Genomic DNA, 24,187 nt, shown 5'->3' with positions numbered 1-24,187 from the left:
GCAAAACGACCGTTGCGTCAGCCCGCCAGCATCGGATAGGTGAACAGGCTGAAATGCAGCAGGTTCAAACCGAAATGCGTGGCAATGGCCGCACCTAACCCGCCGAAACGGTAGGCCAGACCATAGCCGACACCTGCCAGACTCGCCAGCAACACCCATTGCCAGCCAGCGCCCGCATGCACCAGGCCAAACAACAGCGAGGCGAGCAGCAGCGCCAGGTTTTCACCATAAGGCAGGTGTTTAAAGTACCGGCTGAGGCCGCCCTGAAGGTAGCCGCGAAACAGCGCTTCTTCCACCAGCGTCACCAGCAACAGGTTGTTGAACAGCCACAGCCAGGCCTGATCAGGCCATTTGGGGGCCCAACTGATCACACCCAACAACAGCGCGCCTCCCAATGCCAGCACGCTGCTCAGTGTCAGCCCCAGCAGCGCGGCGGGAATGGAAAGCCGCAGCGAATGCCGGCCGACAATCCACGGGCAGACCAGCAACAGCCAGAAACCAATCAGCGGTTTGTCCAGATTCAGGTATAGCGCAAACGGTACGGCATCGTCGGTAATACGATGCGGATTGATACCTCGACCGTTGTAGAAGCCGGGGAGCCAGTGCATCGCCAATGCCAGCGCCATGAAAATGAACAGGCCGTGACCGAGGTAATGGCCGATCCGGAGCTGTTGCTGACGCACGGCGAAACCGGCGATCAACAGTAATGCGACCGAGATAAGCGCCAGCCAGCCGAGATTGCCATAGGAAAGTGCCATGGCATAACCGAGGGAGAGCAGGGCCAGGAAGGTCCATGGCAAAGCAAACATCTGAAGTCCTTGTGTTCGAAATTCTGCGGGGCGCCTCGGTCCACTGCAGGAGCAAGCTTGCTCGCGATGGCGGAGTGTCAGGCGGCACTGATATTGGATGTTACGGCCCCATCGCGAGCAGGCTCGCTCCCACAGTGGTCTTGTGTGGGGCTATAAAAGCGCGGCGATTATAGAGGCGTGTCCGCAAACAAAAACACCGCCCGAAGGCGGTGTCTTTTTCTGCAAACACTTACGACGCAATCAACTGCCGCAACACGTAATGCAAAATCCCCCCTGACTTGAAGTACTCGACTTCATTCAGCGTATCGATCCGGCACAACACCTCGATCTTCTCGCGGCTGCCGTTTTCACGGGTGATGATCAGCGTCAGGTTCATTCGCGGCGTCAGCTCGACGCCGCTCAGGCCCTGAATGTCCAGGGTCTCCTTGCCGGTCAGATTGAGGCTCTTGCGGTTCTGATCCAGCTTGAACTGCAAGGGCAGCACGCCCATGCCGACCAGATTGGAGCGGTGAATCCGCTCGAAGCTTTCGGCGATGACCGCTTTCACGCCCAACAGATTGGTGCCCTTGGCCGCCCAGTCGCGGCTCGAACCGGTGCCGTATTCTTGCCCGGCAATCACCACCAGCGGCGTGCCCGAGGCTTGGTAACGCATGGCTGCATCGTAGATCGCCAGTTTTTCCCCGGTAGGAATGTAAAGGGTATTGCCGCCTTCCTCGCCGCCGAGCATCTCGTTGCGAATGCGGATGTTGGCAAAGGTGCCGCGCATCATCACTTCATGGTTGCCGCGACGGGAGCCGTAGGAGTTGAAATCCCGAGGCTCCACACCTTTATCGCGCAGGTAATGGCCGGCGGGGCTCTCGGTCTTGATGTTGCCGGCGGGGGAGATGTGGTCGGTGGTCACCGAGTCGCCGAGCAGCGCAAGGACCCGTGCGCCCGCGACGTCCTTGACCACGGGCGGCGGTCCGCCGATGTCGTCGAAAAACGGTGGGTGCTGGATGTAAGTCGAATCGTCCTGCCAGACATAGGTCGCCGCTTGCGGCACTTCAATCGCCTGCCATTGCTCGTCGCCGGCAAACACTTCGGCGTATTCCTTGTGGAACATCGCGGTGTTGACCTGATTCACCGCGTCGGCGATTTCTTGGGTGCTTGGCCAGATGTCCCGCAAGTAAACCGGGTTGCCATCCTTGTCATCGCCCAGTGGTTCGCTGCTGATATCTATGCGCACCGTGCCGGCCAGCGCAAACGCGACGACCAGCGGCGGTGAGGCCAGCCAGTTGGTTTTCACCAGCGGATGCACGCGGCCTTCGAAGTTGCGGTTGCCCGACAGCACCGAAGCGACGGTCAGGTCGGCTTTCTGGATGGCTTTTTCGATCGGCTCCGGCAACGGCCCGGAGTTGCCGATGCAGGTGGTGCAGCCATAACCGACCAGATCAAAACCGAGTTGATCCAGGTATTGCGTCAGCCCGGCCGCCTTGTAGTAGTCGGTCACCACTTTGGAACCGGGAGCGAGCGAGCTTTTCACCCACGGTTTGCGTTTGAGGCCTTTTTCCACGGCTTTCTTCGCCACCAGGCCGGCGGCCATCATCACGCTCGGATTGGAGGTGTTGGTGCAGGAGGTGATTGCGGCGATGACCACCGCGCCGTTTTTCAAGCGATAGGTTTGACCTTCAAAATCGTAGTCGGCTTCACCGGCCAAGTCGGCATTGCCCACCGCAACGCCACCGCCGCCTTCACTTTCGAGGCGACCTTCTTCCTTGCTGGCAGGTTTGAATTGCAGGTCGGTGAAGTCACTGAATGCTTGCGCGACATTCGGCAACGACACCCTGTCCTGTGGGCGTTTCGGCCCGGCGAGGCTGGCTTCGACGCTGCGCATGTCCAGCGCCAGGCTGTCGGTGAACACCGGCTCCTTGCCTGGCTGGCGCCACAGGCCTTGCGCCTTGCTGTAGGCCTCGACCAGTTTCACCGTTTCAAGTGGACGACCGGACAGGCGCAGATAATCCAGAGTGATGTCATCCACCGGGAAAAAGCCGCAGGTGGCGCCATATTCCGGGGCCATGTTGGCGATGGTCGCGCGGTCGGCCAGCGGCAGGTCGGCGAGACCGTCGCCGTAGAACTCGACGAATTTGCCGACCACACCTTTCTTGCGCAGCATCTGGGTCACGGTCAGCACCAGGTCGGTGGCGGTGATGCCTTCCTTCAATTTGCCGGTGAGTTTGAAGCCGATCACTTCTGGAATGAGCATCGACACCGGTTGGCCGAGCATCGCCGCTTCCGCTTCGATCCCGCCGACACCCCAGCCGAGCACGCCGAGGCCGTTGATCATGGTGGTGTGGGAATCGGTGCCGACCAGCGTGTCGGGGAACGCGTAGGTGCGGCCGTCTTCATCCTTGGTCCAGACCGTGCGGCCGAGGTATTCGAGGTTCACCTGATGGCAAATCCCGGTGCCCGGCGGCACCACGCTGAAGTTGTCGAAGGCACTCTGACCCCAGCGCAGAAAGGCGTAACGCTCGCCGTTGCGCTGCATTTCAATGTCGACGTTCTGTTCGAAGGCGCTGGCGCTGCCGAACTTGTCGACCATCACCGAGTGGTCGATCACCAAGTCCACCGGCGACAGTGGATTGATCCGCTGCGGGTCGCCGCCGGCCTTGGCCATGGCGGCGCGCATGGCGGCCAGGTCGACCACGGCGGGAACGCCGGTAAAGTCTTGCATCAAGACGCGGGCGGGGCGGTACTGGATCTCGCGGTCGGAGCGACGCTCCTTGAGCCAGGCGGCAATCGCTCGCAGGTCGGCGCCGGTGACGGTTTTTTCGTCTTCCCAGCGCAGCAGGTTTTCCAGCAGCACTTTCAACGACATCGGTAGCTTGTCGAGATCACCGAGGCTCTTCGCGGCATCGGGCAGACTGAAGTAATGGTAGGTCTTGTCGTCGACTTGCAGGGTTTTAAGGGTTTTCAGGCTATCGAGGGACGGCATTACGATCACTCCTTAAAGTCCGCACGGCTACGGACTGAGGGGACGGACAGAGCTTTCAACCTAGCCCCGTTTGAACGTTAAAGCTAATAACCGGACTCTATGGGCAAGTCCGAGGTTCCGAACTCGGCTATCATGCGCCGGTTTTCGTGACAGGCTTTGCTTCAACGCAAGTCTGGGCATCGCGCAGTGGCTGAATTCTTCGCCAACTGCCCAGGAGTAAGAATGAACACCCTCTTTATGCATTGCCGGCCGGGCTTCGAAGGCGAAGTCTGTTCCGAGATTTCCGAACACGCCGCACGGCTGAACGTGGCCGGTTATGCCAAGGCAAAAACCGCCAGCGCCTGCGCCGAATTCATCTGCACCGAAGAAGACGGCGCCGAGCGCCTGATGCGCGGTCAGCGTTTCGCCGATCTGATCTTCCCGCGCCAATGGGCGCGGGGGATTTTCATCGACCTGCCGGAAACCGACCGTATCAGCGTGATCCTCGCGCACATGGCCGACTTCCCGCTGTGCGGCAGCCTGTGGCTGGAAATGGTCGACACCAACGACGGCAAAGAGCTGTCGAACTTCTGCAAGAAGTTCGAAGTGCACCTGCGCAAGGCGCTGATGGCGGCCGGCAAACTGGTGGAAGACGCGAACAAGCCGCGATTGCTGCTGACGTTCAAGAGTGGCCGCGAAGTGTTCATGGGGCTGGCCGAGTCGAACAACTCGGCCATGTGGCCGATGGGCATTCCACGCCTGAAGTTTCCGCGCGAGGCGCCGAGCCGTTCGACGTTGAAGCTGGAAGAGGCGTGGCACCATTTCATCCCGCGCGATCAGTGGGACGAGCGTCTGCACAGCGACATGACCGGCGTCGACCTCGGCGCGGCGCCGGGCGGCTGGACCTGGCAACTGGTCAATCGTGGCATGCTGGTGACCGCCATCGACAATGGCCCGATGGCTGAAAGCCTGATGGACACTGGTCTGGTGCAGCATTTGATGGCCGACGGTTTCACCTTCAAGCCACGGCAGCCGGTGGACTGGATGGTCTGCGATATCGTGGAGAAACCGGCACGCAACGCGGCGATGCTGGAAGAGTGGATTGGCGAAGGGCATTGCCGCGAAGCGGTGGTCAACCTCAAGCTGCCGATGAAGCAGCGTTACGCCGAAGTGAAACGCTTGCTGGAGCGCATTGCCGACGGTTTCAAGGAGCGCGGGATTCGCGTCGAGATCGGCTGCAAGCAGCTGTATCACGATCGCGAAGAAGTGACGTGCCACCTGCGCCGCCTGGACGTGAAGAAACCAAAGTCCCGCTGATGTACACAACCCGTGTAGGAGCCGGCTTGCTGGCGATAGCGCGTTACGCGGTGTATCTGAATCACCGCGGTGTCTGGATCGCCAGCAAGCCGGCTCCTACAGGGATGGCGTCATGCCACAGATGACCGAACACCCGGCAATGCGCGACAATGCCGGCCAGTTTCAGGAGTGAATCATGAGTGAAATGCTTGATACGCCGGTAGACGGCACCCTCGACGCCACCGGCCTCAACTGCCCGGAACCGGTGATGATGCTGCACCAGCACATCCGTGACCTGGCGCCCGGCGGCCTGCTCAAGGTGATCGCCACCGACCCGTCGACCCGTCGCGACATTCCCAAGTTCTGCGTGTTCCTCGACCACGAGCTGATCGCGCAGCATGAAGAGGCCGGCACTTACCTGTACTGGATTCGCAAGAAATCGGATTAATCGATTCGAAAAAAAGGCCTGCATTTGCAGGCCTTTTTTGTGCGGTCAACCCATCGAATGGCTCATGCGGATCCGCTTGCGTGCACTGCGCGTCAGGCGAATCGACAGCATCAGCGCCGCGCAGCTCAGGCCGACGATCAAACCCTGCCACAGCCCGCTCGGGCCTCGGGGTTCGCCGAACCAGTCGGTCAGGCCGAGGGCGTAACCCACCGGCAAGCCGATGCCCCAGTAGGCGAACAGGGTAAGGATCATCGTCACCCGAGTGTCCTGAAAACCGCGCAGGGCGCCGGCCGCAGTCACCTGGATGGCGTCGGAAAACTGGAACAGCGCCGAGTACACAATCAGCATCGCCGCGATATGGATCACCGTCGGGTCTGCGGTGTAGATCGCTGCGATGTGCTCGCGCATCAGCAACATCATGCTCGCCGACAGGCAGGCGTAGGCCAGCGCGGTGCCCATGCCGACACCCGCGGCAAAACGCGCCTCGCGCGGCTCTTCACGTCCCAGTGCCTGACCGACGCGCACGGTCACAGCCATGCCCAGGGAGTAAGGGATCATGAACACCAGCGAGCTGACATTCAGGGCAATCTGGTGCCCGGCCACCACCGTGGCGCCGAGGCTGCCGATCAGCAGGGCAATCACCGCGAAGATGCTCGATTCGGCAAACACCGCGATGCCGATCGGCAAGCCGATGCTCAGCAGGCGTTTGATCACCGCCCATTGTGGCCAGTCGAAACGGCTGAACAACTGGCTCGACTGATACGCCGGCGCCCAGCGTTCCCAGCCGGCCATGCCCAGCGCCATCACCCACATCACAATCGCCGTGGCCCAGCCACAACCGACGCCACCCATGGCCGGCACACCGAAGTGGCCATAAATGAAGACATAGTTCAGCGGAATGTTCAGCGCGAGCCCGCACAACCCCAGGACCATCGCCGGGCGCGTGCGTCCCAGGCCGTCACTGAAACAGCGCAACACATGGTAGAGCGCGACGGCGGGCAGTCCGCTGGCGATGCCGTGCAGGTATTGCATGCACGGGCCGATCAGCTCGGGATCGACCTTCATCAGGTGCAAAATCGGTTCGGCGCTGAACAGCATGCCGGTTGCCATCACGCCCACCACCAGCGCCAGCCACAACGCCTGACGCACGATCGGGCCGATCTCGCTGTGGGTGCCGGCACCAAAGCGCTGGGCGACTTTCGGTGTGGTGGCCAGCAGCGTGCCGGTCATCAACAGAAACACCGGGACCCAGATCGAGTTGCCCAACGCCACCGCCGCCAGATCCCGTGGCCCGACGCGACCGGCCATCACCGCATCGACGAAGCCCATCGCCGTGGTGGCCAGTTGCGCGATCATGATCGGCAATGCCAGGCCGAGCAGGTTCTTCAGCTCGAGGCGAACCCGGGCGGGGCGGTTGAGGGAAATGGCGGCGGGGCGGTCAGTCACGGAATTCAAAGGCAAAACGTCCAAAAGGTTTTGATGCGCGAGGCGGCGCATTCTACGCGTTGACGCAACGGTCAGGAAAAGTCCTGTGTTACCCATTTGTAATCACACAAAAACCTGTAGGAGCGAGCCTGCTCGCGATGGACGTCAACGATGACGAGGGCTGCCTGAATCACCGCAGTGCTCGTGCGTTTTTCGCGAGCAGGCTCGCTCCTACAAATTGTGTGTGCTAGGCGTGAAGTGTCATCTGCGCCTACACTGCCGATCCGCCAAAGGAGCCTGCCATGCTGATTGTTGCCGACGAAAATATTCCGCTGCTCGATGCCTTCTTCGAAGGTTTCGGCGAAATCCGCCGGGTGCCGGGACGTTCAATCGACCGCGCCACCGTCGAGCAGGCCGATGTGCTACTGGTGCGCTCGGTGACCAACGTCAATCGCGGGTTGCTCGAAGGCAGCAAGGTGCGCTTCGTCGGCACCTGCACCATCGGCACCGATCACCTCGACCTCGATTACTTTCAGCAAGCCGGCATCACCTGGTCCAGCGCCCCCGGCTGCAATGCTCGTGGCGTGGTCGACTACGTGCTGGGCAGTTTGCTGACCCTCGCCGAAATCGAAGGCGCCGATCTCACCCGGCGCACGTACGGTGTGGTCGGTGCCGGCGAAGTGGGCGGGCGGTTGGTCAAGGTGCTGCAAGGGCTGGGCTGGAACGTGCTGGTCTGCGATCCGCCACGGCAAGCTGCTGAAGGGGGCGATTTCGTCAGCCTTGAGCAGATCATCGAACAGTGCGATGTCATCAGCCTGCACACACCGTTGAAGAAACACGGGGCCGGATCAACCTGGCATTTGTTCGACCAAAACCGTTTGAACCAGCTCAAGCCCGGTGCCTGGCTGATCAATGCCAGCCGTGGCCCGGTGGTGGACAACGCCGCCCTGTGCGAGGTGCTGCTGCAACGCGAAGACCTGCAAGCGGTGCTGGATGTCTGGGAGGGCGAGCCTGAGGTCGATGTGGCACTGGCCGAGCTCTGCGTGCTGGCCACGCCGCACATTGCCGGTTACAGCCTCGACGGCAAGCAACGCGGGACGGCGCAGATCTACCAGGCCTACTGCGATTTTCTCGGGCAACCGGCGCAGGTCCGCTTGAGCGATTTGCTGCCTGCACCGTGGTTGTCGCAGGTGACCTTGAACGCTGAGAGCGATCCTGCCTGGGCGCTGGCGATGATGTGCCGTGGCGTGTACGACCCGCGCCGCGACGACGCGGATTTCCGCCGTAGTCTTGTGGGCAGTGTGAGTGAGCAGCGCGCGGCGTTTGATGCGCTGCGCAAGAATTATCCATCGCGGCGCGAGATTGACGGGTTGCAGGTGCGGATTGAGGGGGATTCGCCTGAGTTGCTGAAGATTGTGGCGGCTTTGGGCGCATCGGCTGTCTGAAAACCGAGTTGGTCCATTCGCGGGCAAGCCTCGCTCCTACAGGTTAGGCGTAATGTTGAAAATGGCGCCGATCGCTGTAGGAGCGAGTGGTGCGGCATCCCGACTTGCCCGCGAATGGTCACACCACAATTCCGGATCAACACCCACAAAAAACCCGGCCATCAGGGCCGGGTCAAGAAGACGGGGCTATATCAATCTTGTTTGGCAGGCTTGACCAATCGCTTTTCCAGTTCGCGGCAAGCGTCCTGGATCATGCCCTCAGTGATCGGTACTTCGCGGCCTTTTTCGTCAATGATTGAGCAACCCAGAGACTGATCTGGCTGTGTGCGGATCACTTGAATCTTGTCATCGCTGCTATTTTGCAAGGACATGGCCTGTCTCCTCTTCAGGTGTGTGCTTACTGTAGAACCGTCAGGTGACCGGGCTATGACAACTCCCTGCGATCTTTCCAGAGCGGCAACACCAGTCCACCAGAAATACCCAGACGTTGCCACCCGGACTTTAGACCAATAGCGTCTAGGACCTAGTCATCGCGGTCATAATTAACCTGACTCATTGTGATTTACAGCGTTCAACCCCATTGAACCGTCAGGCTGGCCCTATCAATTGCGTAACTGGATGAACCCGATGCTCTCTGCCCGTCACCGCCGCGCGATTCGCCTGACCAGTCTTTTTCTCGCGCCCTATCGTTGGCAGGCCTTCGGCGCCTTGCTCGCGCTGGTCGTCACGGCCGGCATTACCTTGTCCATGGGGCAGGGGATTCGCCTGCTGGTGGACCAGGGGTTCATGACCCAGTCCCCGCACCTGCTCAACCAGACGATTGGTTTGTTCATGTTGCTGGTGATTGGCCTGGCGGTTGGCACCTTCGCGCGTTTCTACCTGGTGTCGTGGATCGGTGAGCGCGTGGTCGCCGACATCCGCCGTCAGGTGTTCAACCATCTGGTTTATCTGCATCCCGGGTTTTACGAAGACAACCGCAGCTCCGAAATCCAGTCGCGGTTGACCGCCGATACCACGCTGCTGCAATCAGTGATCGGCTCATCGCTGTCCCTGTTCCTGCGTAATCTGCTGATGGTGATCGGCGGGATTGTGTTGCTGTTTATCACCAACCCCAAACTCACCAGCATCGTCGTTGTGGCTTTGCCGCTGGTGATTGCGCCGATCCTGATTTTCGGTCGCCGGGTACGCAGCCTGTCGCGCCTGAGTCAGGACCGGATTGCCGATATCGGCAGTTATGTTTCCGAAACCCTGGGCCAGATCAAAACCGTGCAGGCCTACAACCACCAGACCCAGGACGAACAGCGTTTTGCCGTGACCGTGGAAGAGGCGTTCAACACGGCATGCAAACGGATTTTCCAGCGGGCCTGGCTGATCACCCTGGTGATCGTGCTGGTGCTGGGGGCAGTCGGCGTGATGCTCTGGGTGGGCGGCATGGACGTGATGGCTGGGCGAATTTCGGCGGGGGAGCTGGCGGCGTTCGTCTTTTACAGCCTGATTGTCGGCAGCGCATTCGGCACGTTGAGTGAAGTCATTGGTGAGTTGCAGCGCGCCGCCGGCGCTGCCGAGCGGATTGCCGAACTGCTGCGCTCGGAAAACATCATCCAGCCACCGGCGACTGGCCTGGTGACGTTGCCCGAGCGGGTGACGGGCAATCTCGTTCTGCAGGACGTGCGTTTTTCCTACCCGTCGCGCCCGGAAAGCTACGCCGTCGATGGCTTGAATCTGACCATCAAGGCGGGCGAAACCCTCGCGCTGGTCGGGCCGTCCGGTGCTGGAAAATCGACGGTGTACGACCTGCTGTTGCGTTTTTACGATCCTGCCGAAGGGCGCATCCTGCTCGACGGCGTGCCGCTGACTCAACTCGATCCATTGGACTTGCGCCGTTGTTTCGCGCTGGTTTCCCAATCCCCGGCGCTGTTCTTCGGCAGCATCGAAGAGAACATCCGCTACGGTAACCCGACAGCGACGCTGGAACAGGTTCAGGAAGCGGCGAAAATCGCCTACGCCCATGACTTTATCGAGGCGATGCCCCACGGTTATCAGACTCATTTGGGCGACGCAGGCCTCGGTTTGTCCGGCGGCCAGCGCCAACGCCTGGCCATCGCCCGAGCGCTGCTGGTGGATGCGCCCATCCTGCTGCTCGACGAAGCCACCAGCGCCCTCGACGCCCAAAGCGAACACCTGATCCAGCAAGCCCTGCCCAGCCTGATGAAAAACCGCACCACCCTGGTCATCGCTCATCGACTGGCCACGGTTAAAAACGCCGACCGGATTGCAGTGATGGACCAGGGGAAACTGGTGGCGGTGGGCACGCACCAAGAGCTGATTGCGAGCAATGCGCTGTATGCGCGGTTGGCGGCGTTGCAGTTCAACGACGGGCATGAAGCGGCATGAATGAACGCTGCTGAATACTGCCGGGTTCGGGCATTATGTCGAGCTCAGTGGGAGCATGGATGAGGATATGAGCCGTTATCAACCACCGTTGACCCTGACCACTAAGATGCTCACGTTGATTGCCGAAATCAGTGAGCGGATCGGTCAACTTTCGGCTGTGGATGATCGACGGCAGACGCCTCAACTGCGGCGGGGTAATCGGATTCGCACGATTCAGGCTTCATTGGCGATCGAGAACAATACCCTGAGCATCGAGCAAGTGACTGCTGTTTTGGCAGGGCAGCGAGTGCTGGGATTGCCTCGGGAAATCCAGGAGGTGCGTAATGCCTTCACGGCTTACGAAGCCATGCCGGATTGGCAGCCGAGTAGTCGTGTTGATCTGCTTCGGGCGCATGAGTTACTGATGGGCGGCTTGATTGACGACTGTGGGCAGTTTCGCCGAGCCGGTGTGGGCATTTACCGTGGCGAGAAATTGGTTCATATGGCACCGCCACCGAGCCGCATTACGCATTTGATGGATGATTTGCTGGCGTGGCTCGGCGATTCTGATTGGCATCCGTTGATTATCAGTTGTGTCTTCCACTATGAATTCGAGTTCATCCATCCCTTCGCCGACGGCAATGGACGTATGGGGCGTCTTTGGCAGACATTGATTCTCAGTCGGTGGCGCCCGGTGTTGGCTTATCTGCCGGTCGAAGCCGTGATTCGAGAGCAGCAGGATGCTTATTACGCGGCGTTATCGGCAGCCGACCAAATGGCCGAGTCGACGCCTTTTGTCGAGTTCATGCTGCAAGCGTTGAGCCTTGCGCTTGATGAGGCGGTTAGAACCGAGCCGGTAACCGACCAAGTAACCGACCAAGTAACCGACCAAGTAGCGAAACTGCTTCGTGCTCTTTGCGGAAGCGCTCCTGTGAAGGTTAACGATCTGATGGCCGAGCTCGGATTGGCTCACAAGGCGACATTTCGGGCCAACTACCTCAAACCTGCATTGGTAGAAGGCTTGATTGAGATGACTGATCCCGATTCTCCCCGTAGCCCGGTGCAACGCTACCGCTTGACCGCGCAGGGCGAGCTTGTTGCAGCACGGTGCAGATCCAGGTAGATGCGCCATAAAAAATGCCCGCATTTCTCAATGCGGGCATTTTCGTTTTCGCCTCAGACAGGCTTATTGATCATCAAAATACCGCTCATGCCAATCCACCAACGGCTGTGGCGAGTTGAGCTTCTGGCCGTAGATCACCGAGTACGACAGCACGTTTTGCACGTACTGGCGGGTTTCGTCGAACGGAATGCTTTCCACCCAGACGTCGAAGCTCAGGTGATCCGCACCGCGCAGCCACTGACGCACGCGCCCCGGGCCGGCGTTGTAGGCGGCGGAGGCGAGGACGCGGTTGCCGTTGAATTGGCTGTGCACCTGGCTGAGGTACGCGGCGCCGAGCTGGATGTTCTTGTCCGGATCGAACACCTGCTGTGGCGAGGCCAATGGGATGCTGAACTTGCGTGCGGTTTCCTTGGCGGTGCCCGGCATCAGTTGCATCAGGCCGCTGGCGCCTACGCCTGAGCGGGCGTCGGCCATGAACGCGCTTTCCTGGCGGGTAATGGCGAATACCCAGCTCGAATGCAGGCCGCGAACCTTGGCTTCACGCACGAGGGTTTCGCGGTGGGCCATCGGGAAGCGGATGTCCAGATCGTCCCAATACTGCGCCTGGCTGATGGTGCGAATCGCCGGGAAATACCATTTCAGGTCGTAGGCCAGTTTGGCCTGGGCGACCATTTCGTCACGGTTGAAGTGACGGCTGACGTGATACCACTCGCGACGCCCATCGACGATCTGCCCGCGCGCATGGAATTCCAGGGCGCGACGAACGCCCGGCGTGTTGCGAACCTTGTTGATCAGCGCCTGGCTCAATACCAGCGGCTTGTTGTTCAGCGAGTAAGGCAGTTGCGAACGGTCGGCAGCGAGGAAACCGTAGAAGTCACGTTCACGAGCGAGGCCTTTATAAAGCGTCTGCGCCTCCGGGTTCTGCGGTTGCGCCAGTTCCAGGCTGCGGGCCTGCCAGTAACGCCAGCGATTGGTGGTCGCCAGGTCCTGGGGCAAACGGCGGGTCAACTGATAGGCATCGTCCCAGCGGGCCAGGCGCAGCAGCAGGCGCAAGCGCCACTCGGACACGGTGTTGTCACGCAATTCCGGGTCGTACTTGGTCATCACGTCCAGCGCGCGACTGTCGAAACGGCGAGCGAGGGTCAGGCCGATTTCCCGGGCGATCGCGACTTTTTCGTCACGGGAGAAATGCATGCTGCTGGCGTAACCGTCGAGCAACGCCATGGCCTTGTCCGGGTCTTGCTTGGCCAGGCGGCGCAGGCCGAGGCTGACAATGTCGGACATCGGTTCGTCGGCCGGTGTGAAACGCGACGGCTGGTTGAGCAGTTCGGGTTTCTGCGCCACGTCCACCAGTAAACGGCCGCGAGGGGCGAGGGTGGTCAGGCCGTTGACCAGGCTGTTGGCCAGCGGATAGTTGCGCGCCTGGGCGGCAAGCTTGGTGCGTTCCCAACGTTTCTGTTCGGTCAGTTGGCCTTCGGCAGCCCAGACCCCGAACAAACCGTCGCACGCCGCAGGCAGGGATTTGCCAGTCAGCCAGAGCTTGTTGGCGTTGGCGTAGCCTTCGGATTTCAGGTTGTGCCCGATCTGGTACTGCGCGTTCAGGCAGTCCAGTTCGGTGAAATTCAGCTTGGGATCGTAGTACTTGACGAAAGTCGCCCATTCGCCGCGATCGGCCAGCCAGCGCAACCAGCGCAATTTCATCCAGTTGGCTTGCGGCAAGTCACCGTGTTCGGCGAGGAATTTTTCGATCTCGGCGTTGCTCGCCGTTTTCAGGCGTGCGGTCAGTTCGTCATAGGCCAGGTACGGCTCCAGCGGGTAGTCGCTGAGCGCCTTGCTGTAACGGAAGTACGGGCCGGTATCACCCTTGGCCAGGGCGCGCTTGGCTTCATCGTAATACTGGCGTTGGGTGGACAGGTCCACCGCCTGGGCAGTTTGAACGGCAGCGGCAGAGAGAAGAAAGCAGGATAAAAGACTGAAAAGGCGACTGCGCATGAGACGTCCGGGCAGAGAAATCATGACAAGTGCGAGGCATGCCCGCACTGAATAATCTGTAGCTTAGCCTTTTGCCAGCAACCGGCGAAAGCTTTGCGGGCCTGTCAGCATCAGTTCGCAACATTTGTCATGCAGAGTGCCCCGAAGGTGAAATTGCCGGCCTTCTGAAGCCTCAAGTCAGGTAGAATGCGCGCCCGGTTTTTGGAGAAGCTCATGACCCTGCTCAAATTCAGCGATGTGTCCCTTGCTTTCGGCGCTATGCCGTTGTTGGACAAGGTGTCCTGGCAGATCGCCCGTGGTGAGCGGGTGTGCATCATCGGCCGCAACGGCACTGGCAAGTCCAGCATGATGAAGCTCGTCAAGGGCGACCAGAAGCCTGACGACGGCTCCGTGTGGCGCGCACCCGGCCTCAAGATTGGCGAATTGCCGCAAGAATTGCCGGTAGCCGACGAGCGGACTGTGTTCGACGTAGTGGCTGAAGGCCTGGACGGTGTCGGTGCACTGCTTGCCGAGTATCACCACCTGAGCCAGAACATCGTCACCGACGCCGACCTGGACAAGCTGATGCACGTCCAGCACGACCTCGAAGCCCGCGACGGCTGGCGTTTGCAAACCCTGGTCGACAGCACCCTCAGCCGCCTGCAACTGCCGGCCGACAAGACCCTCGCCGAATTGTCCGGCGGCTGGCGTCGTCGCGTCCTGCTGGCGCAGGCGCTGGTGTCCGAGCCCGATCTGCTGCTGCTCGACGAACCAACCAACCACCTGGATATCGGTGCGATTGCCTGGCTCGAAGAAGCGCTGAAGGATTTCCAGGGCGCCGTGCTGTTCATCACGCACGACCGTTCCTTCCTGCAAAACCTCGCGACCCGCATTCTTGAACTGGATCGCGGTGGCCTGATCGACTGGAATGGCGACTACGCCAGTTTCCTGGTGCACAAAGAAGCCGAACTGGCCGCCGAGGCCACCGCCAACGCGTTGTTCGACAAGAAACTGGCCCAGGAAGAAGTCTGGATCCGCCAGGGCATCAAGGCCCGTCGCACCCGTAACGAAGGCCGCGTCCGCGCCCTGAAAGCATTGCGCGTTGAACGTAGCGAGCGTCGTGAACGCACCGGCAAGGCCAACATTCAGCTGGACACCGCTGACAAGTCCGGCAAGCAGGTGATGGTCCTCGAGAACGTGAGTTTCGCTCACCCGGGCGGTCCGTTCCTGATCAAGGATTTCTCGATGGTCCTGACGCGCGGCGACCGTATCGGCCTGCTCGGCGCCAACGGTACCGGCAAGACCACGCTGCTGAAGCTGATGCTCAGCGGTCTGCAACCGACCAGCGGCAAAGTGGAAGAGGGCACGCGCATCGACGTGGCGTACTTCGACCAGTTGCGCCATCAGCTGGACCTGGAAAAGACCGTGATCGACAACGTGGCCGAAGGTCGCGACTTCATCGACATCGATGGTCAGAGCCGTCACGTGCTGAGTTACCTCGGCGACTTCCTGTTCAGCCCGCAGCGTGCCCGCACGCCGGTCAAGGCGCTGTCAGGTGGTGAGCGTGCGCGTCTGTTGCTGGCGAAACTGTTCAGCAAGCCGGCCAACCTGCTGGTCCTCGACGAACCGACCAACGACCTCGACGTGGAAACACTCGAACTGCTGGAAGAGGTCCTGCTGACCTTCAACGGCACCGTGCTGATGGTCAGCCACGACCGGGCATTCCTCGACAACGTGGTCACCAGCACACTGGTCTTCGAAGGTGAAGGCAAGGTTCGCGAATACGTCGGTGGTTATCAGGACTGGCTGCGTCAGGGCGGTTCGCCGCGCCTGCTGGGCGTGACCGAGAGCAAGTCCGGCAAGGCCGACCTGACGTCGGCGGTCGTGACGGCTGAGCCTGCACCGGTGGCGGCAGCGGTCGAAGCGCCGGTGGCGAAGAAGAAACTCAGCTACAAGTTGCAGCGTGAGCTGGAAATGTTGCCGAGCCAGATCGAAGCCATGGAACAGCAGATCGCCGTCGTTGAGGCCCAAATGGCCGATGCTGGCTTCTATCAGCGTCTTGCTGCCGAGACGGCCGCGGTGATCGCTCAGTTGGAGCAGTTGCAGGCTGAGCTCGACGTGATGGTCGAGCGTTGGGCCGAGCTGGATGCCTGATTGATCCTGCAATAAAAAAGCCCGGCGCTCAGTGATGAACGCCGGGCTTTTCGTATGCAACACAATCTGGAGTTATCGCAAGGCCCCTGTGGGAGCGAGCCTGCTCGCGATTGCAGTTGGACATTCAACGAATCGTCGACTGTTGCACCGTAATCGCGAGCAGGCTCACTCCCACATTGGGAAGGTGTTATCAGCTTTTGTTTTGCAGGCGCACGGCAAGTACGTCGCAAGGTGCGCCGTGCAGTACGTCATTGGCGGTGGAGCCCAGCAGCAATGCCAAGCCATGCCGGCCATGGCTGCCCACCACGATCAGGTCGCAGGTCTGCTCTTTGGCCAGGTGATGAATCTCCTGGCGTGGCTGGCCGTAGGTCAGGTGGCTGTACTCTTTGGAGAGTTCCGGGTACTTCACGATCAGCCGGTCAAGACGTTCCTTGGCCTGATCGAACTGTTGCTGCTGCAACTGGGAAAGGTCCATCGGCACGTCGCCGCCAAAGGCCATGGCCATCGGTTCGACAATGTGCACCAGGGACAGTTTCGCGCCGTTGCTCACCGACAGTTCGCGAGCTCGGTGGATGACAGGGTCGCACTCTTCGGTCAGGTCTACAGCGACCAGAATGTGGTTGTAGGGCATGAGGTGCTCCTCCTGAGGATTGCAATATTGGTAAGTATGGCTGGTTTCAAGCGCAGTGTTTTCAAAGTGACTCAAAGCGCTCATCAAGAATCGGGAGTACAGATATGACGGTCTGGATAGTGGTGTCAATCCTGTTGGTGGTTCTCAGTCCGCTGGCGTGGTTGCGTCCGTCCCGTGGGCAGAGCGGCCGCATGGCCCTGCGCATGGAGGCGCGGCGTATCGGGCTGGCCATGCAGCTGGCGCCTCAGGAGTGGCCGCACTGGCTGAGCCAGGAACCGCCGAGCCCTTGCGCGCAGTACCATCGACCGCGTCGCGGCAATCAGCCTGCTTGCTGGAGTTACTGGCAAAAGTCGCCGGGCGTATGGGTGAATCAATGGCAGGAGGTCTGCGAGGATCCGGCATTGCTGATTCATTTCGAAAAGTTGCCGGCCAACGTCTACAAGGTCGAAGCGGACAAGCAGATGATCACGTTGTACTGGGGCGAAAAGGGCGAAGCGACAGTTTTGCAACAAATCGATGCAACCCTCAAAGCCCTCGCCTGACCCGGACCCCTAGTAGGAGCGAGGCTTGCCCGCGAAGGCGTCCAACCTGACACACCGCTTTCGCGGGCAAGCCTCGCTCCTACGATTGTCCAAGCAATAAAAAGCCCGACATTCAACATCGGGCTGGAGTTGGCCAGGCAGGCCGGTAATTCGCTGTGCGCTGATCTTACGCCGGGCATTCGCCGACGCGTTCATATTTTTTCCTCAACCTCCCGCCCAGCGTAGCCCGTTAAACAAAGGCTGCCGTGAATTAGGGCGACTTTTCTAACTATTGATTCTATGAATGGCCTCACATGCAGCCGGGTGTTGCAGGTCTTCGTGTTACGGAAATGACCGGAAAGTCGCGTTTCAACCCGTGTTTTGGGCGATTGACAATTGTCGGAAATTCCGTGAAGGTGACGTACCCAAATCAAACGGGCGTATGAATTGAGCGTTTGTATTTCAGATCGCTCCTACAGAATCCCGACTATCGCGTTGGCGGGTGTGCCGGGTGGATTGGCGTAGCATCGACGATAAACGTCACTGCCAAGCCATTCGCCTGCTTCCGACGTGTACTGTTCAGCTTCCATATCGTGGAGATCAGTTGATGATTTACGAAGGTAAAGCCATCACGGTTAAGGCTCTTGAAAGTGGCATCGTCGAATTGAAATTCGACCTCAAGGGTGAGTCCGTCAACAAGTTCAACCGTCTAACCCTGAACGAACTGCGTCAGGCCGTAGACACCATCAAGGCAGATGCTTCGATCAAGGGTGTGATCGTCAGCAGCGGCAAGGACGTGTTCATCGTCGGCGCCGACATCACCGAATTTGTCGAGAACTTCAAGCTGCCGGATGCAGAGCTTGTCGCTGGCAACCTCGAAGCCAACAAGATTTTCAGCGATTTCGAAGACCTCAACGTCCCGACTGTCGCCGCGATCAACGGCATCGCCCTGGGTGGCGGTCTGGAAATGTGCCTGGCGGCGGACTACCGCGTCATGTCCGTCACGGCCAAGATCGGTCTGCCGGAAGTCAAACTGGGCATCTACCCAGGTTTTGGCGGCACTGTGCGCCTGCCGCGCCTGATCGGTGCCGACAACGCCATCGAGTGGATTGCCGCCGGTAAGGAAAACCGTGCTGAAGACGCGCTGAAAGTCGGCGCAGTCGATGCAGTGGTTGAGCCTGGGAAACTGCAGGAAGCCGCTCTGGAACTGATCAAACGCGCCATCTCCGGCGAGTTCGACTACAAGGCCAAGCGTCAACCGAAGCTTGAGAAACTCAAGCTGAACGCCATCGAACAAATGATGGCTTTCGAAACCGCCAAAGGTTTCGTGGCAGGCCAGGCTGGCCCGAACTACCCGGCACCGGTCGAAGCGATCAAGACCATCCAGAAAGCTGCGAACTTCGGTCGCGACAAAGCGCTGGAAGTCGAAGCCGCCGGTTTCGTCAAACTGGCCAAGACCTCTGCCGCGCAGAGCTTGATCGGTCTGTTCCTGAACGACCAGGAACTGAAGAAAAAGGCCAAGGCCTACGACGAAATCGCCAAAGACGTGAAGCAGGCTGCCGTATTGGGCGCTGGCATCATGGGTGGCGGTATCGCTTATCAGTCGGCCTCCAAAGGCACGCCGATCCTGATGAAAGACATCAACGAGCACGGCATCGAGCAAGGCCTGGCTGAAGCCGCCAAGCTGCTGGTCGGTCGCGTTGATAAAGGTCGCATGACCGCGGCGAAAATGGCCGAAGTGCTCAACGGCATTCGTCCGACCCTGTCCTACGGCGACTTCGGTCACGTTGACCTGGTGGTTGAAGCGGTCGTCGAGAACCCTAAGGTCAAGCAGGCTGTGCTGGCTGAAGTGGAAGACAAGGTCAAAGAGGACACCATCCTCGCGTCCAACACCTCGACCATTTCCATCACCTTGCTGGCCAAAGCCCTCAAGCGTCCGGAAAACTTCGTCGGCATGCACTTCTTCAACCCGGTGCACATGATGCCGCTGGTTGAAGTGATTCGTGGCGAGAAGTCCAGCGAGCTGGCCGTTGCCACTACCGTTGCCTACGCCAAGAAAATGGGCAAGAACCCGATCGTCGTCAACGACTGCCCGGGCTTCCTGGTCAACCGCGTCCTGTTCCCGTACTTCGGCGGCTTCGCCAAGCTGGTCAGCGCCGGTGTGGACTTCGTCCGTATCGACAAGGTCATGGAAAAATTCGGCTGGCCGATGGGCCCGGCGTACCTGATGGACGTGGTCGGCATCGACACCGGCCACCACGGTCGCGACGTAATGGCTGAAGGCTTCCCGGACCGCATGAAAGACGACCGCCGTTCGGCTGTCGACGTGCTCTACGAAGCCAAGCGCCTGGGCCAGAAGAATGGCAAGGGCTTCTATGCCTACGAGACCGACAAGAAGGGCAAGCAGAAGAAAGTCGCCGACCCGTCGGTACTGGAAGTGCTCAAGCCAATCGTCTTTGAACAGCGCGAAGTGACTGACGAAGACATCATCAACTGGATGATGATCCCGCTGTGCCTGGAAACCGTGCGTTGCCTGGAAGACGGCATCGTCGAAACCGCTGCCGAAGCCGACATGGGTCTGGTCTACGGTATTGGTTTCCCTCCATTCCGTGGCGGTGCGCTGCGCTACATCGATTCGATCGGTGTTGCCGAGTTCGTTGCCCTGGCTGACCAGTACGCTGATTTGGGCGCGCTGTACCACCCGACCGCAAAACTGCGTGAAATGGCCAAAACCGGCCAACGGTTCTTCGGTTAAGCGTCCCAACTTTTGAGCGAGAGTGAAATTTTATGAGCTTGAATCCAAGAGACGTCGTGATTGTCGACTTCGGTCGTACTCCGATGGGCCGCTCCAAGGGCGGCATGCACCGCAACACCCGTGCTGAAGATATGTCGGCACACCTGATCAGCAAATTGCTGGAACGCAACGTCAAGGTCGACCCGAACGAAGTCGAAGACGTGATCTGGGGCTGTGTGAACCAGACCCTGGAGCAGGGCTGGAACATCGCTCGCATGGCGTCGCTGATGACTCAGATCCCGCACACCGCTGCCGGCCAGACCGTCAGCCGTCTGTGCGGCTCGTCGATGAGCGCTCTGCACACTGCTGCGCAAGCGATCATGACCGGCAACGGTGACGTATTCGTCGTCGGCGGCGTCGAGCATATGGGCCACGTGAGCATGATGCACGGTGTCGATCCGAACCCGCACATGTCTCTGCACGCGGCGAAAGCCTCGGGCATGATGGGCCTGACCGCTGAAATGCTGGGCAAAATGCACGGCATCACTCGCGAACAGCAGGACGCTTTCGGCGTGCGCTCCCACCAGCTCGCCCACAAGGCGACTGTGGAAGGCAAGTTCAAAGACGAAATCATCCCGATGCAGGGCTACGACGAGAACGGTTTCCTGAAACTGTTCGACTACGACGAAACCATTCGTCCGGAAACTACCCTGGAAAGCCTGGCGGCGTTGAAGCCAGCGTTTAACCCGAAGGGTGGCACCGTGACAGCCGGTACTTCGTCGCAAATCACCGATGGTGCTTCGTGCATGATCGTGATGTCGGCGCAGCGTGCACAGGATCTGGGTATCCAGCCTCTGGCGGTGATTCGTTCGATGGCAGTGGCAGGTGTGGATCCGGCAATCATGGGCTATGGTCCAGTACCGGCAACACAGAAAGCACTGAAGCGCGCGGGCCTTGGCATCAACGATATCGACTTCTTCGAGCTCAACGAAGCTTTCGCTGCACAGGCCCTGCCAGTGCTGAAAGATCTGAAAGTGCTCGACAAGATGAACGAGAAGGTTAACCTGCACGGCGGCGCGATCGCCCTGGGTCACCCGTTCGGTTGCTCCGGTGCGCGTATCTCCGGCACTTTGCTGAACGTGATGAAGCAAAATGGCGGCACCTTCGGGGTAGCCACCATGTGCATTGGTCTCGGCCAAGGCATCTCCACCGTCTTCGAACGCGTTTAAGCGTTCCGTTGACGGAAGCCGGGGCCAAGTGCCCCGGTTTTTGTTTTTCCGGATTTATTTTGTTTTTATTTTGAAAAAATTTGAGTGAGGGCCAAACCATGCCGATACAACCTGGGCTCTACCAACATTACAAAGGTCCGCAGTACCGCGTATTCAGTATTGCGCGGCATTCGGAAACGGAAGAAGAAGTGGTCTTCTACCAAGCCCTGTATGGCGATTACGGCTTTTGGGTGCGCCCCTTGAGCATGTTCCTGGAGTCGGTCGAGGTTGACGGTGAACAGGTGCCACGCTTTGCTTTGGTGCAAGCCGAACCGAGCCTTTTTACCACGCCATAAGCTGAGAGCGCGCAGAACCCTGCGCTTGACCTCACCTTGTAGCCACTATATATAGCGGTGCCGCGTCAGGCGCCAACCGCCTTTCACTTCTAGAATTCAGGAATTTTCTGATCCATGGGCAAATCGCTGGTCATTGTGGAATCCCCGGCTAAGGCCAAGACCATCAACAAGTATCTGGGTAACCAATACGTGGTGAAGTCGAGTATCGGCCATATCCGAGACCTGCCCACCAGCGGTTCGGCTAGCGCCAGCAAAGAGCCAGCCGCCAAGCGCGGCAAAGCCGCTGCGGGTGAAGGTCCGGTGCTCTCGCCTAAAGAGAAAGCGCGCAAGCAGCTGGTCTCGCGCATGGGTGTCGATCCCGATCATGGCTGGAAAGCCAAGTACGAGATCCTCCCGGGCAAGGAAAAGGTTATCGAAGAGCTGCGCCGGCTCGCCAAGGATGCTGACACCATCTATCTCGCAACCGACTTGGATCGCGAGGGGGAAGCCATTGCCTGGCACCTGCGCGAAGCCATCGGTGGTGACGACAGCCGCTACAAGCGCGTGGTGTTCAACGAAATCACCAAGAAAGCGATTCAGGAAGCCTTCTCCAAACCAGGCGAGCTGGACATCGACCGTGTCAACGCCCAGCAGGCGCGTCGTTTCCTCGACCGCGTGGTGGGTTACATGGTTTCGCCGCTGCTGTGGGCCAAGATCGCCCGTGGCCTGTCCGCCGGTCGCGTGCAATCGGTTGCCGTGAAGCTGGTGGTGGAGCGTGAGCGTGAAATCCGCGCGTTCATCCCGGAAGAGTACTGGGAAGTCCACGCTGACCTCGGCACCGCCAAGGGCGCTACCGTGCGTTTCGACGTCGCTCGCGAGAAGGGCGAAGCGTTCAAGCCGCTGAACGAAGCCCAGGCCATGGCCGCGCTGGAAAAGCTCAAGGCTTCCAGCTACAGCATCGTCAAGCGCGAAGACAAACCGACCAGCAGCAAGCCGTCGGCACCGTTCATCACGTCCACCCTGCAGCAGGCTGCGAGCAACCGCCTGGGCTTCGGCGTGAAGAAAACCATGATGATGGCCCAGCGCTTGTACGAAGCCGGCTACATCACTTATATGCGTACCGACTCCACCAACCTCTCGGCCGATGCCGTGACGATGGCGCGTACGTATATTGAAGGCGAATTCGGCAAGAAGTACCTGCCGGAAACCCCGAACGTCTACAGCAGCAAGGAAGGCGCACAAGAGGCTCACGAAGCGATTCGTCCGTCTGACGCCAACACCGAGCCAAGCAAGCTGTCGGGCATGGAGCGTGATGCAGAGCGGCTTTACGAGCTGATCTGGCGCCAGTTCCTCGCCTGCCAGATGCTGCCGGCGCAATACCTGTCGACCACGGTCACTGTCGGTGCCGGCGATTTCGAGCTGCGCGCCAAGGGCCGTATCCTCAAGTTCGACGGTTACACCCGCGTCATGCCGCAAATCGCCAAGCCTGGCGATGACGACGTGCTGCCGGACATGGCCCAGGGCGACGCGATGAAGCTGATCAAGCTTGATCCGACCCAGCACTTCACCAAGCCGCCGGCGCGTTACTCGGAAGCGAGCCTGGTGAAAGAAATGGAAAAACGCGGTATCGGTCGTCCTTCGACCTACGCGGCGATCATTTCGACCATCCAGGACCGTGGTTATGTAGCGCTGCACAACCGTCGTTTCTACTCGGAAAAGATGGGTGACATCGTCACCGAGCGCCTGTCCGAGAGCTTCTCCAATCTTATGGACTACGGCTTCACCGCCGGCATGGAAGAGAATCTCGATGACGTGGCCCAGGGCGAGCGCGACTGGAAAAACGTGCTGGACGAGTTCTACGGCGACTTCAAGAAGAAGCTCGAAGTGGCCGAAAGCCCGGAAAGCGGCATGCGTGCCAACCAGCCGGTAATGACCGACATTCCGTGCCTGACCTGTGGCCGTCCGATGCAGATCCGTACCGCATCGACCGGCGTTTTCCTCGGTTGCTCGGGTTACAGCCTGCCGCCGAAAGAGCGCTGCAAGGCCACCGTCAACCTGGTGCCGGGTGATGAAATCGCCGCGGACGACGAGGGTGAATCGGAATCGCTGGTGCTGCGTGGCAAGCATCGTTGCCCGATCTGCAGCACGGCGATGGACGCTTACCTGCTCGACGAGAAGCGCAAGCTGCACATCTGCGGCAACAACCCGGATTGCGACGGCTACGAAATCGAAGAGGGCACCTATCGCATCAAGGGCTACGAAGGTCCGAGCCTGGAATGCGACAAGTGTGGCAGCGAGATGCAGCTCAAGACGGGCCGTTTCGGCAAGTTCTTCGGTTGCACCAACGCAACGTGCAAGAACACCCGCAAACTGCTGAAAAGCGGCGATGCTGCACCGCCGAAGATGGATCCGGTGAAGATGCCTGAGCTGAAATGCGAAAAGGTCAACGACACTTATATCCTGCGCGACGGGGCTTCCGGTCTGTTCCTGGCCGCCAGCCAGTTCCCGAAAAACCGCGAGACCCGTGCGCCGCTGGTCATGGAAATCATCCCGCACAAGGATGAGATCGATCCGAAGTACCACTTCCTCTGTGAAGCGCCGAAAAAGGACCCGGACGGTCTCCCTGCCGTGATCCGTTACAGCCGCAAGACCAAAGAGCAGTACGTGCAGACGGAAGTCGACGGTAAGCCGACTGGCTGGAAAGCGTATTACGACGGCGGCAAGTGGACGGTTGAAGACAAGCGCCCAGCAGCCAAAGCTTAAA

The 24,187-nt window shown here is 59.8% G+C and carries 17 protein-coding genes; 11 read left to right on the top strand and 6 right to left on the bottom strand.

Annotated features, from left to right (window positions below; all coding sequences use genetic code 11):
• Positions 1 to 17: 17 nt before the first annotated feature.
• Both KGB25_RS04605 and acnA read right to left on the bottom strand, forming a co-directional pair.
• Complete coding sequence (locus KGB25_RS04605; RefSeq protein ID WP_223434366.1) at positions 18 to 809, bottom strand: CPBP family intramembrane glutamic endopeptidase; 792 nt, start codon at positions 807 to 809, stop codon at positions 18 to 20.
• A gap of 229 nt (positions 810 to 1,038) precedes the next feature.
• On the bottom strand, positions 1,039 to 3,780 hold the full coding sequence (acnA, locus tag KGB25_RS04600; protein ID WP_223434365.1) for an aconitate hydratase AcnA: 2,742 nt from the start codon (positions 3,778 to 3,780) through the stop codon (positions 1,039 to 1,041).
• Positions 3,781 to 4,002: 222 nt separating this feature from the next.
• Here acnA and rlmM point away from each other — a divergent pair, with 222 nt between their 5' ends.
• Both rlmM and tusA read left to right on the top strand, forming a co-directional pair.
• Positions 4,003 to 5,076, top strand: coding sequence for a 23S rRNA (cytidine(2498)-2'-O)-methyltransferase RlmM (gene rlmM / locus KGB25_RS04595; RefSeq protein ID WP_008028511.1), 1,074 nt, complete (start codon positions 4,003 to 4,005; stop codon positions 5,074 to 5,076).
• Between the two features lie 175 nt (positions 5,077 to 5,251).
• Positions 5,252 to 5,503 carry a sulfurtransferase TusA gene (tusA, locus tag KGB25_RS04590; protein WP_008037724.1) on the top strand — a complete coding sequence of 84 codons (252 nt, stop codon included), beginning with the start codon at positions 5,252 to 5,254 and terminating at the stop codon, positions 5,501 to 5,503.
• Between the two features lie 45 nt (positions 5,504 to 5,548).
• Here tusA and KGB25_RS04585 read toward each other — a convergent pair whose 3' ends face one another.
• Positions 5,549 to 6,958, bottom strand: coding sequence for an MATE family efflux transporter (locus KGB25_RS04585; protein ID WP_008037723.1), 1,410 nt, complete (start codon positions 6,956 to 6,958; stop codon positions 5,549 to 5,551).
• Between the two features lie 272 nt (positions 6,959 to 7,230).
• On the opposite strand from KGB25_RS04585, the gene pdxB reads away from it, so the two are divergent.
• Entirely contained in the window at positions 7,231 to 8,373 is a 1,143-nt protein-coding gene (pdxB, locus tag KGB25_RS04580; RefSeq protein ID WP_223434364.1) for a 4-phosphoerythronate dehydrogenase PdxB, read from the top strand.
• 191 nt (positions 8,374 to 8,564) lie between these two features.
• Here pdxB and KGB25_RS04575 read toward each other — a convergent pair whose 3' ends face one another.
• Positions 8,565 to 8,744: a PA1571 family protein gene (locus KGB25_RS04575; RefSeq protein WP_008037721.1), complete on the bottom strand. Its 180-nt coding sequence runs from the start codon at positions 8,742 to 8,744 to the stop codon at positions 8,565 to 8,567.
• A 247-nt stretch (positions 8,745 to 8,991) separates the two neighbouring features.
• Between KGB25_RS04575 and KGB25_RS04570 the strand changes: the two genes are divergently transcribed.
• Complete coding sequence (locus KGB25_RS04570; RefSeq protein WP_411740531.1) at positions 8,992 to 10,767, top strand: ABC transporter transmembrane domain-containing protein; 1,776 nt, start codon at positions 8,992 to 8,994, stop codon at positions 10,765 to 10,767.
• A gap of 67 nt (positions 10,768 to 10,834) precedes the next feature.
• A complete protein-coding gene (locus tag KGB25_RS04565) occupies positions 10,835 to 11,869 on the top strand; it encodes a Fic family protein (protein ID WP_223434362.1) in 1,035 nt (344 codons plus the stop codon).
• Between the two features lie 63 nt (positions 11,870 to 11,932).
• Here KGB25_RS04565 and KGB25_RS04560 read toward each other — a convergent pair whose 3' ends face one another.
• Entirely contained in the window at positions 11,933 to 13,861 is a 1,929-nt protein-coding gene (locus KGB25_RS04560) for a transglycosylase SLT domain-containing protein (RefSeq protein WP_008037718.1), read from the bottom strand.
• Between the two features lie 213 nt (positions 13,862 to 14,074).
• On the opposite strand from KGB25_RS04560, the gene KGB25_RS04555 reads away from it, so the two are divergent.
• Positions 14,075 to 15,994: an ATP-binding cassette domain-containing protein gene (locus tag KGB25_RS04555; RefSeq protein ID WP_223434361.1), complete on the top strand. Its 1,920-nt coding sequence runs from the start codon at positions 14,075 to 14,077 to the stop codon at positions 15,992 to 15,994.
• 190 nt (positions 15,995 to 16,184) lie between these two features.
• Here the strand turns inward: KGB25_RS04555 and KGB25_RS04550 are convergent, their stop codons facing one another.
• Positions 16,185 to 16,625, bottom strand: coding sequence for a universal stress protein (locus KGB25_RS04550; RefSeq protein ID WP_008028495.1), 441 nt, complete (start codon positions 16,623 to 16,625; stop codon positions 16,185 to 16,187).
• Between the two features lie 104 nt (positions 16,626 to 16,729).
• Between KGB25_RS04550 and KGB25_RS04545 the strand changes: the two genes are divergently transcribed.
• The 5 genes from KGB25_RS04545 to topA all read left to right on the top strand — a co-directional run bounded on the left by KGB25_RS04545 (position 16,730) and on the right by topA (position 24,186).
• Entirely contained in the window at positions 16,730 to 17,167 is a 438-nt protein-coding gene (locus KGB25_RS04545) for a hypothetical protein (RefSeq protein ID WP_008028493.1), read from the top strand.
• A 586-nt stretch (positions 17,168 to 17,753) separates the two neighbouring features.
• Positions 17,754 to 19,901, top strand: coding sequence for a fatty acid oxidation complex subunit alpha FadB (gene fadB, locus KGB25_RS04540; protein ID WP_008037714.1), 2,148 nt, complete (start codon positions 17,754 to 17,756; stop codon positions 19,899 to 19,901).
• A 32-nt stretch (positions 19,902 to 19,933) separates the two neighbouring features.
• Positions 19,934 to 21,109 (top strand): acetyl-CoA C-acyltransferase FadA, encoded by a 1,176-nt coding sequence (gene fadA / locus KGB25_RS04535; RefSeq protein WP_008037712.1) that lies wholly within the window; start codon positions 19,934 to 19,936, stop codon positions 21,107 to 21,109.
• Between the two features lie 98 nt (positions 21,110 to 21,207).
• Entirely contained in the window at positions 21,208 to 21,444 is a 237-nt protein-coding gene (locus tag KGB25_RS04530) for a DUF1653 domain-containing protein (RefSeq protein ID WP_223434360.1), read from the top strand.
• A 114-nt stretch (positions 21,445 to 21,558) separates the two neighbouring features.
• Positions 21,559 to 24,186: a type I DNA topoisomerase gene (topA, locus tag KGB25_RS04525; protein ID WP_008037710.1), complete on the top strand. Its 2,628-nt coding sequence runs from the start codon at positions 21,559 to 21,561 to the stop codon at positions 24,184 to 24,186.
• The last annotated feature ends 1 nt before the right edge of the window (position 24,187 follow it).

Origin of the sequence: Pseudomonas sp. BF-RE-21, from assembly GCF_019947305.1 — a bacterium.
Lineage (GTDB): Bacteria > Pseudomonadota > Gammaproteobacteria > Pseudomonadales > Pseudomonadaceae > Aquipseudomonas > Aquipseudomonas migulae.
This window is presented reverse-complemented; position numbering and strand designations above follow the sequence as displayed.

Coding starts and splice junctions, on each gene's coding strand:
- KGB25_RS04605 (WP_223434366.1), bottom strand. CDS start 809: ATGTTTGCTTTGCCATGGACCTTCCTGGCCCTGCTCTCCCTCGGTTAT.
- rlmM (WP_008028511.1), top strand. CDS start 4,003: ATGAACACCCTCTTTATGCATTGCCGGCCGGGCTTCGAAGGCGAAGTC.
- KGB25_RS04575 (WP_008037721.1), bottom strand. CDS start 8,744: ATGTCCTTGCAAAATAGCAGCGATGACAAGATTCAAGTGATCCGCACA.
- acnA (WP_223434365.1), bottom strand. CDS start 3,780: ATGCCGTCCCTCGATAGCCTGAAAACCCTTAAAACCCTGCAAGTCGAC.
- KGB25_RS04530 (WP_223434360.1), top strand. CDS start 21,208: ATGCCGATACAACCTGGGCTCTACCAACATTACAAAGGTCCGCAGTAC.
- KGB25_RS04560 (WP_008037718.1), bottom strand. CDS start 13,861: ATGCGCAGTCGCCTTTTCAGTCTTTTATCCTGCTTTCTTCTCTCTGCC.
- fadA (WP_008037712.1), top strand. CDS start 19,934: ATGAGCTTGAATCCAAGAGACGTCGTGATTGTCGACTTCGGTCGTACT.
- KGB25_RS04545 (WP_008028493.1), top strand. CDS start 16,730: ATGACGGTCTGGATAGTGGTGTCAATCCTGTTGGTGGTTCTCAGTCCG.
- KGB25_RS04565 (WP_223434362.1), top strand. CDS start 10,835: ATGAGCCGTTATCAACCACCGTTGACCCTGACCACTAAGATGCTCACG.
- pdxB (WP_223434364.1), top strand. CDS start 7,231: ATGCTGATTGTTGCCGACGAAAATATTCCGCTGCTCGATGCCTTCTTC.
- KGB25_RS04570 (WP_411740531.1), top strand. CDS start 8,992: ATGAACCCGATGCTCTCTGCCCGTCACCGCCGCGCGATTCGCCTGACC.
- KGB25_RS04550 (WP_008028495.1), bottom strand. CDS start 16,625: ATGCCCTACAACCACATTCTGGTCGCTGTAGACCTGACCGAAGAGTGC.
- KGB25_RS04555 (WP_223434361.1), top strand. CDS start 14,075: ATGACCCTGCTCAAATTCAGCGATGTGTCCCTTGCTTTCGGCGCTATG.
- fadB (WP_008037714.1), top strand. CDS start 17,754: ATGATTTACGAAGGTAAAGCCATCACGGTTAAGGCTCTTGAAAGTGGC.
- topA (WP_008037710.1), top strand. CDS start 21,559: ATGGGCAAATCGCTGGTCATTGTGGAATCCCCGGCTAAGGCCAAGACC.
- tusA (WP_008037724.1), top strand. CDS start 5,252: ATGAGTGAAATGCTTGATACGCCGGTAGACGGCACCCTCGACGCCACC.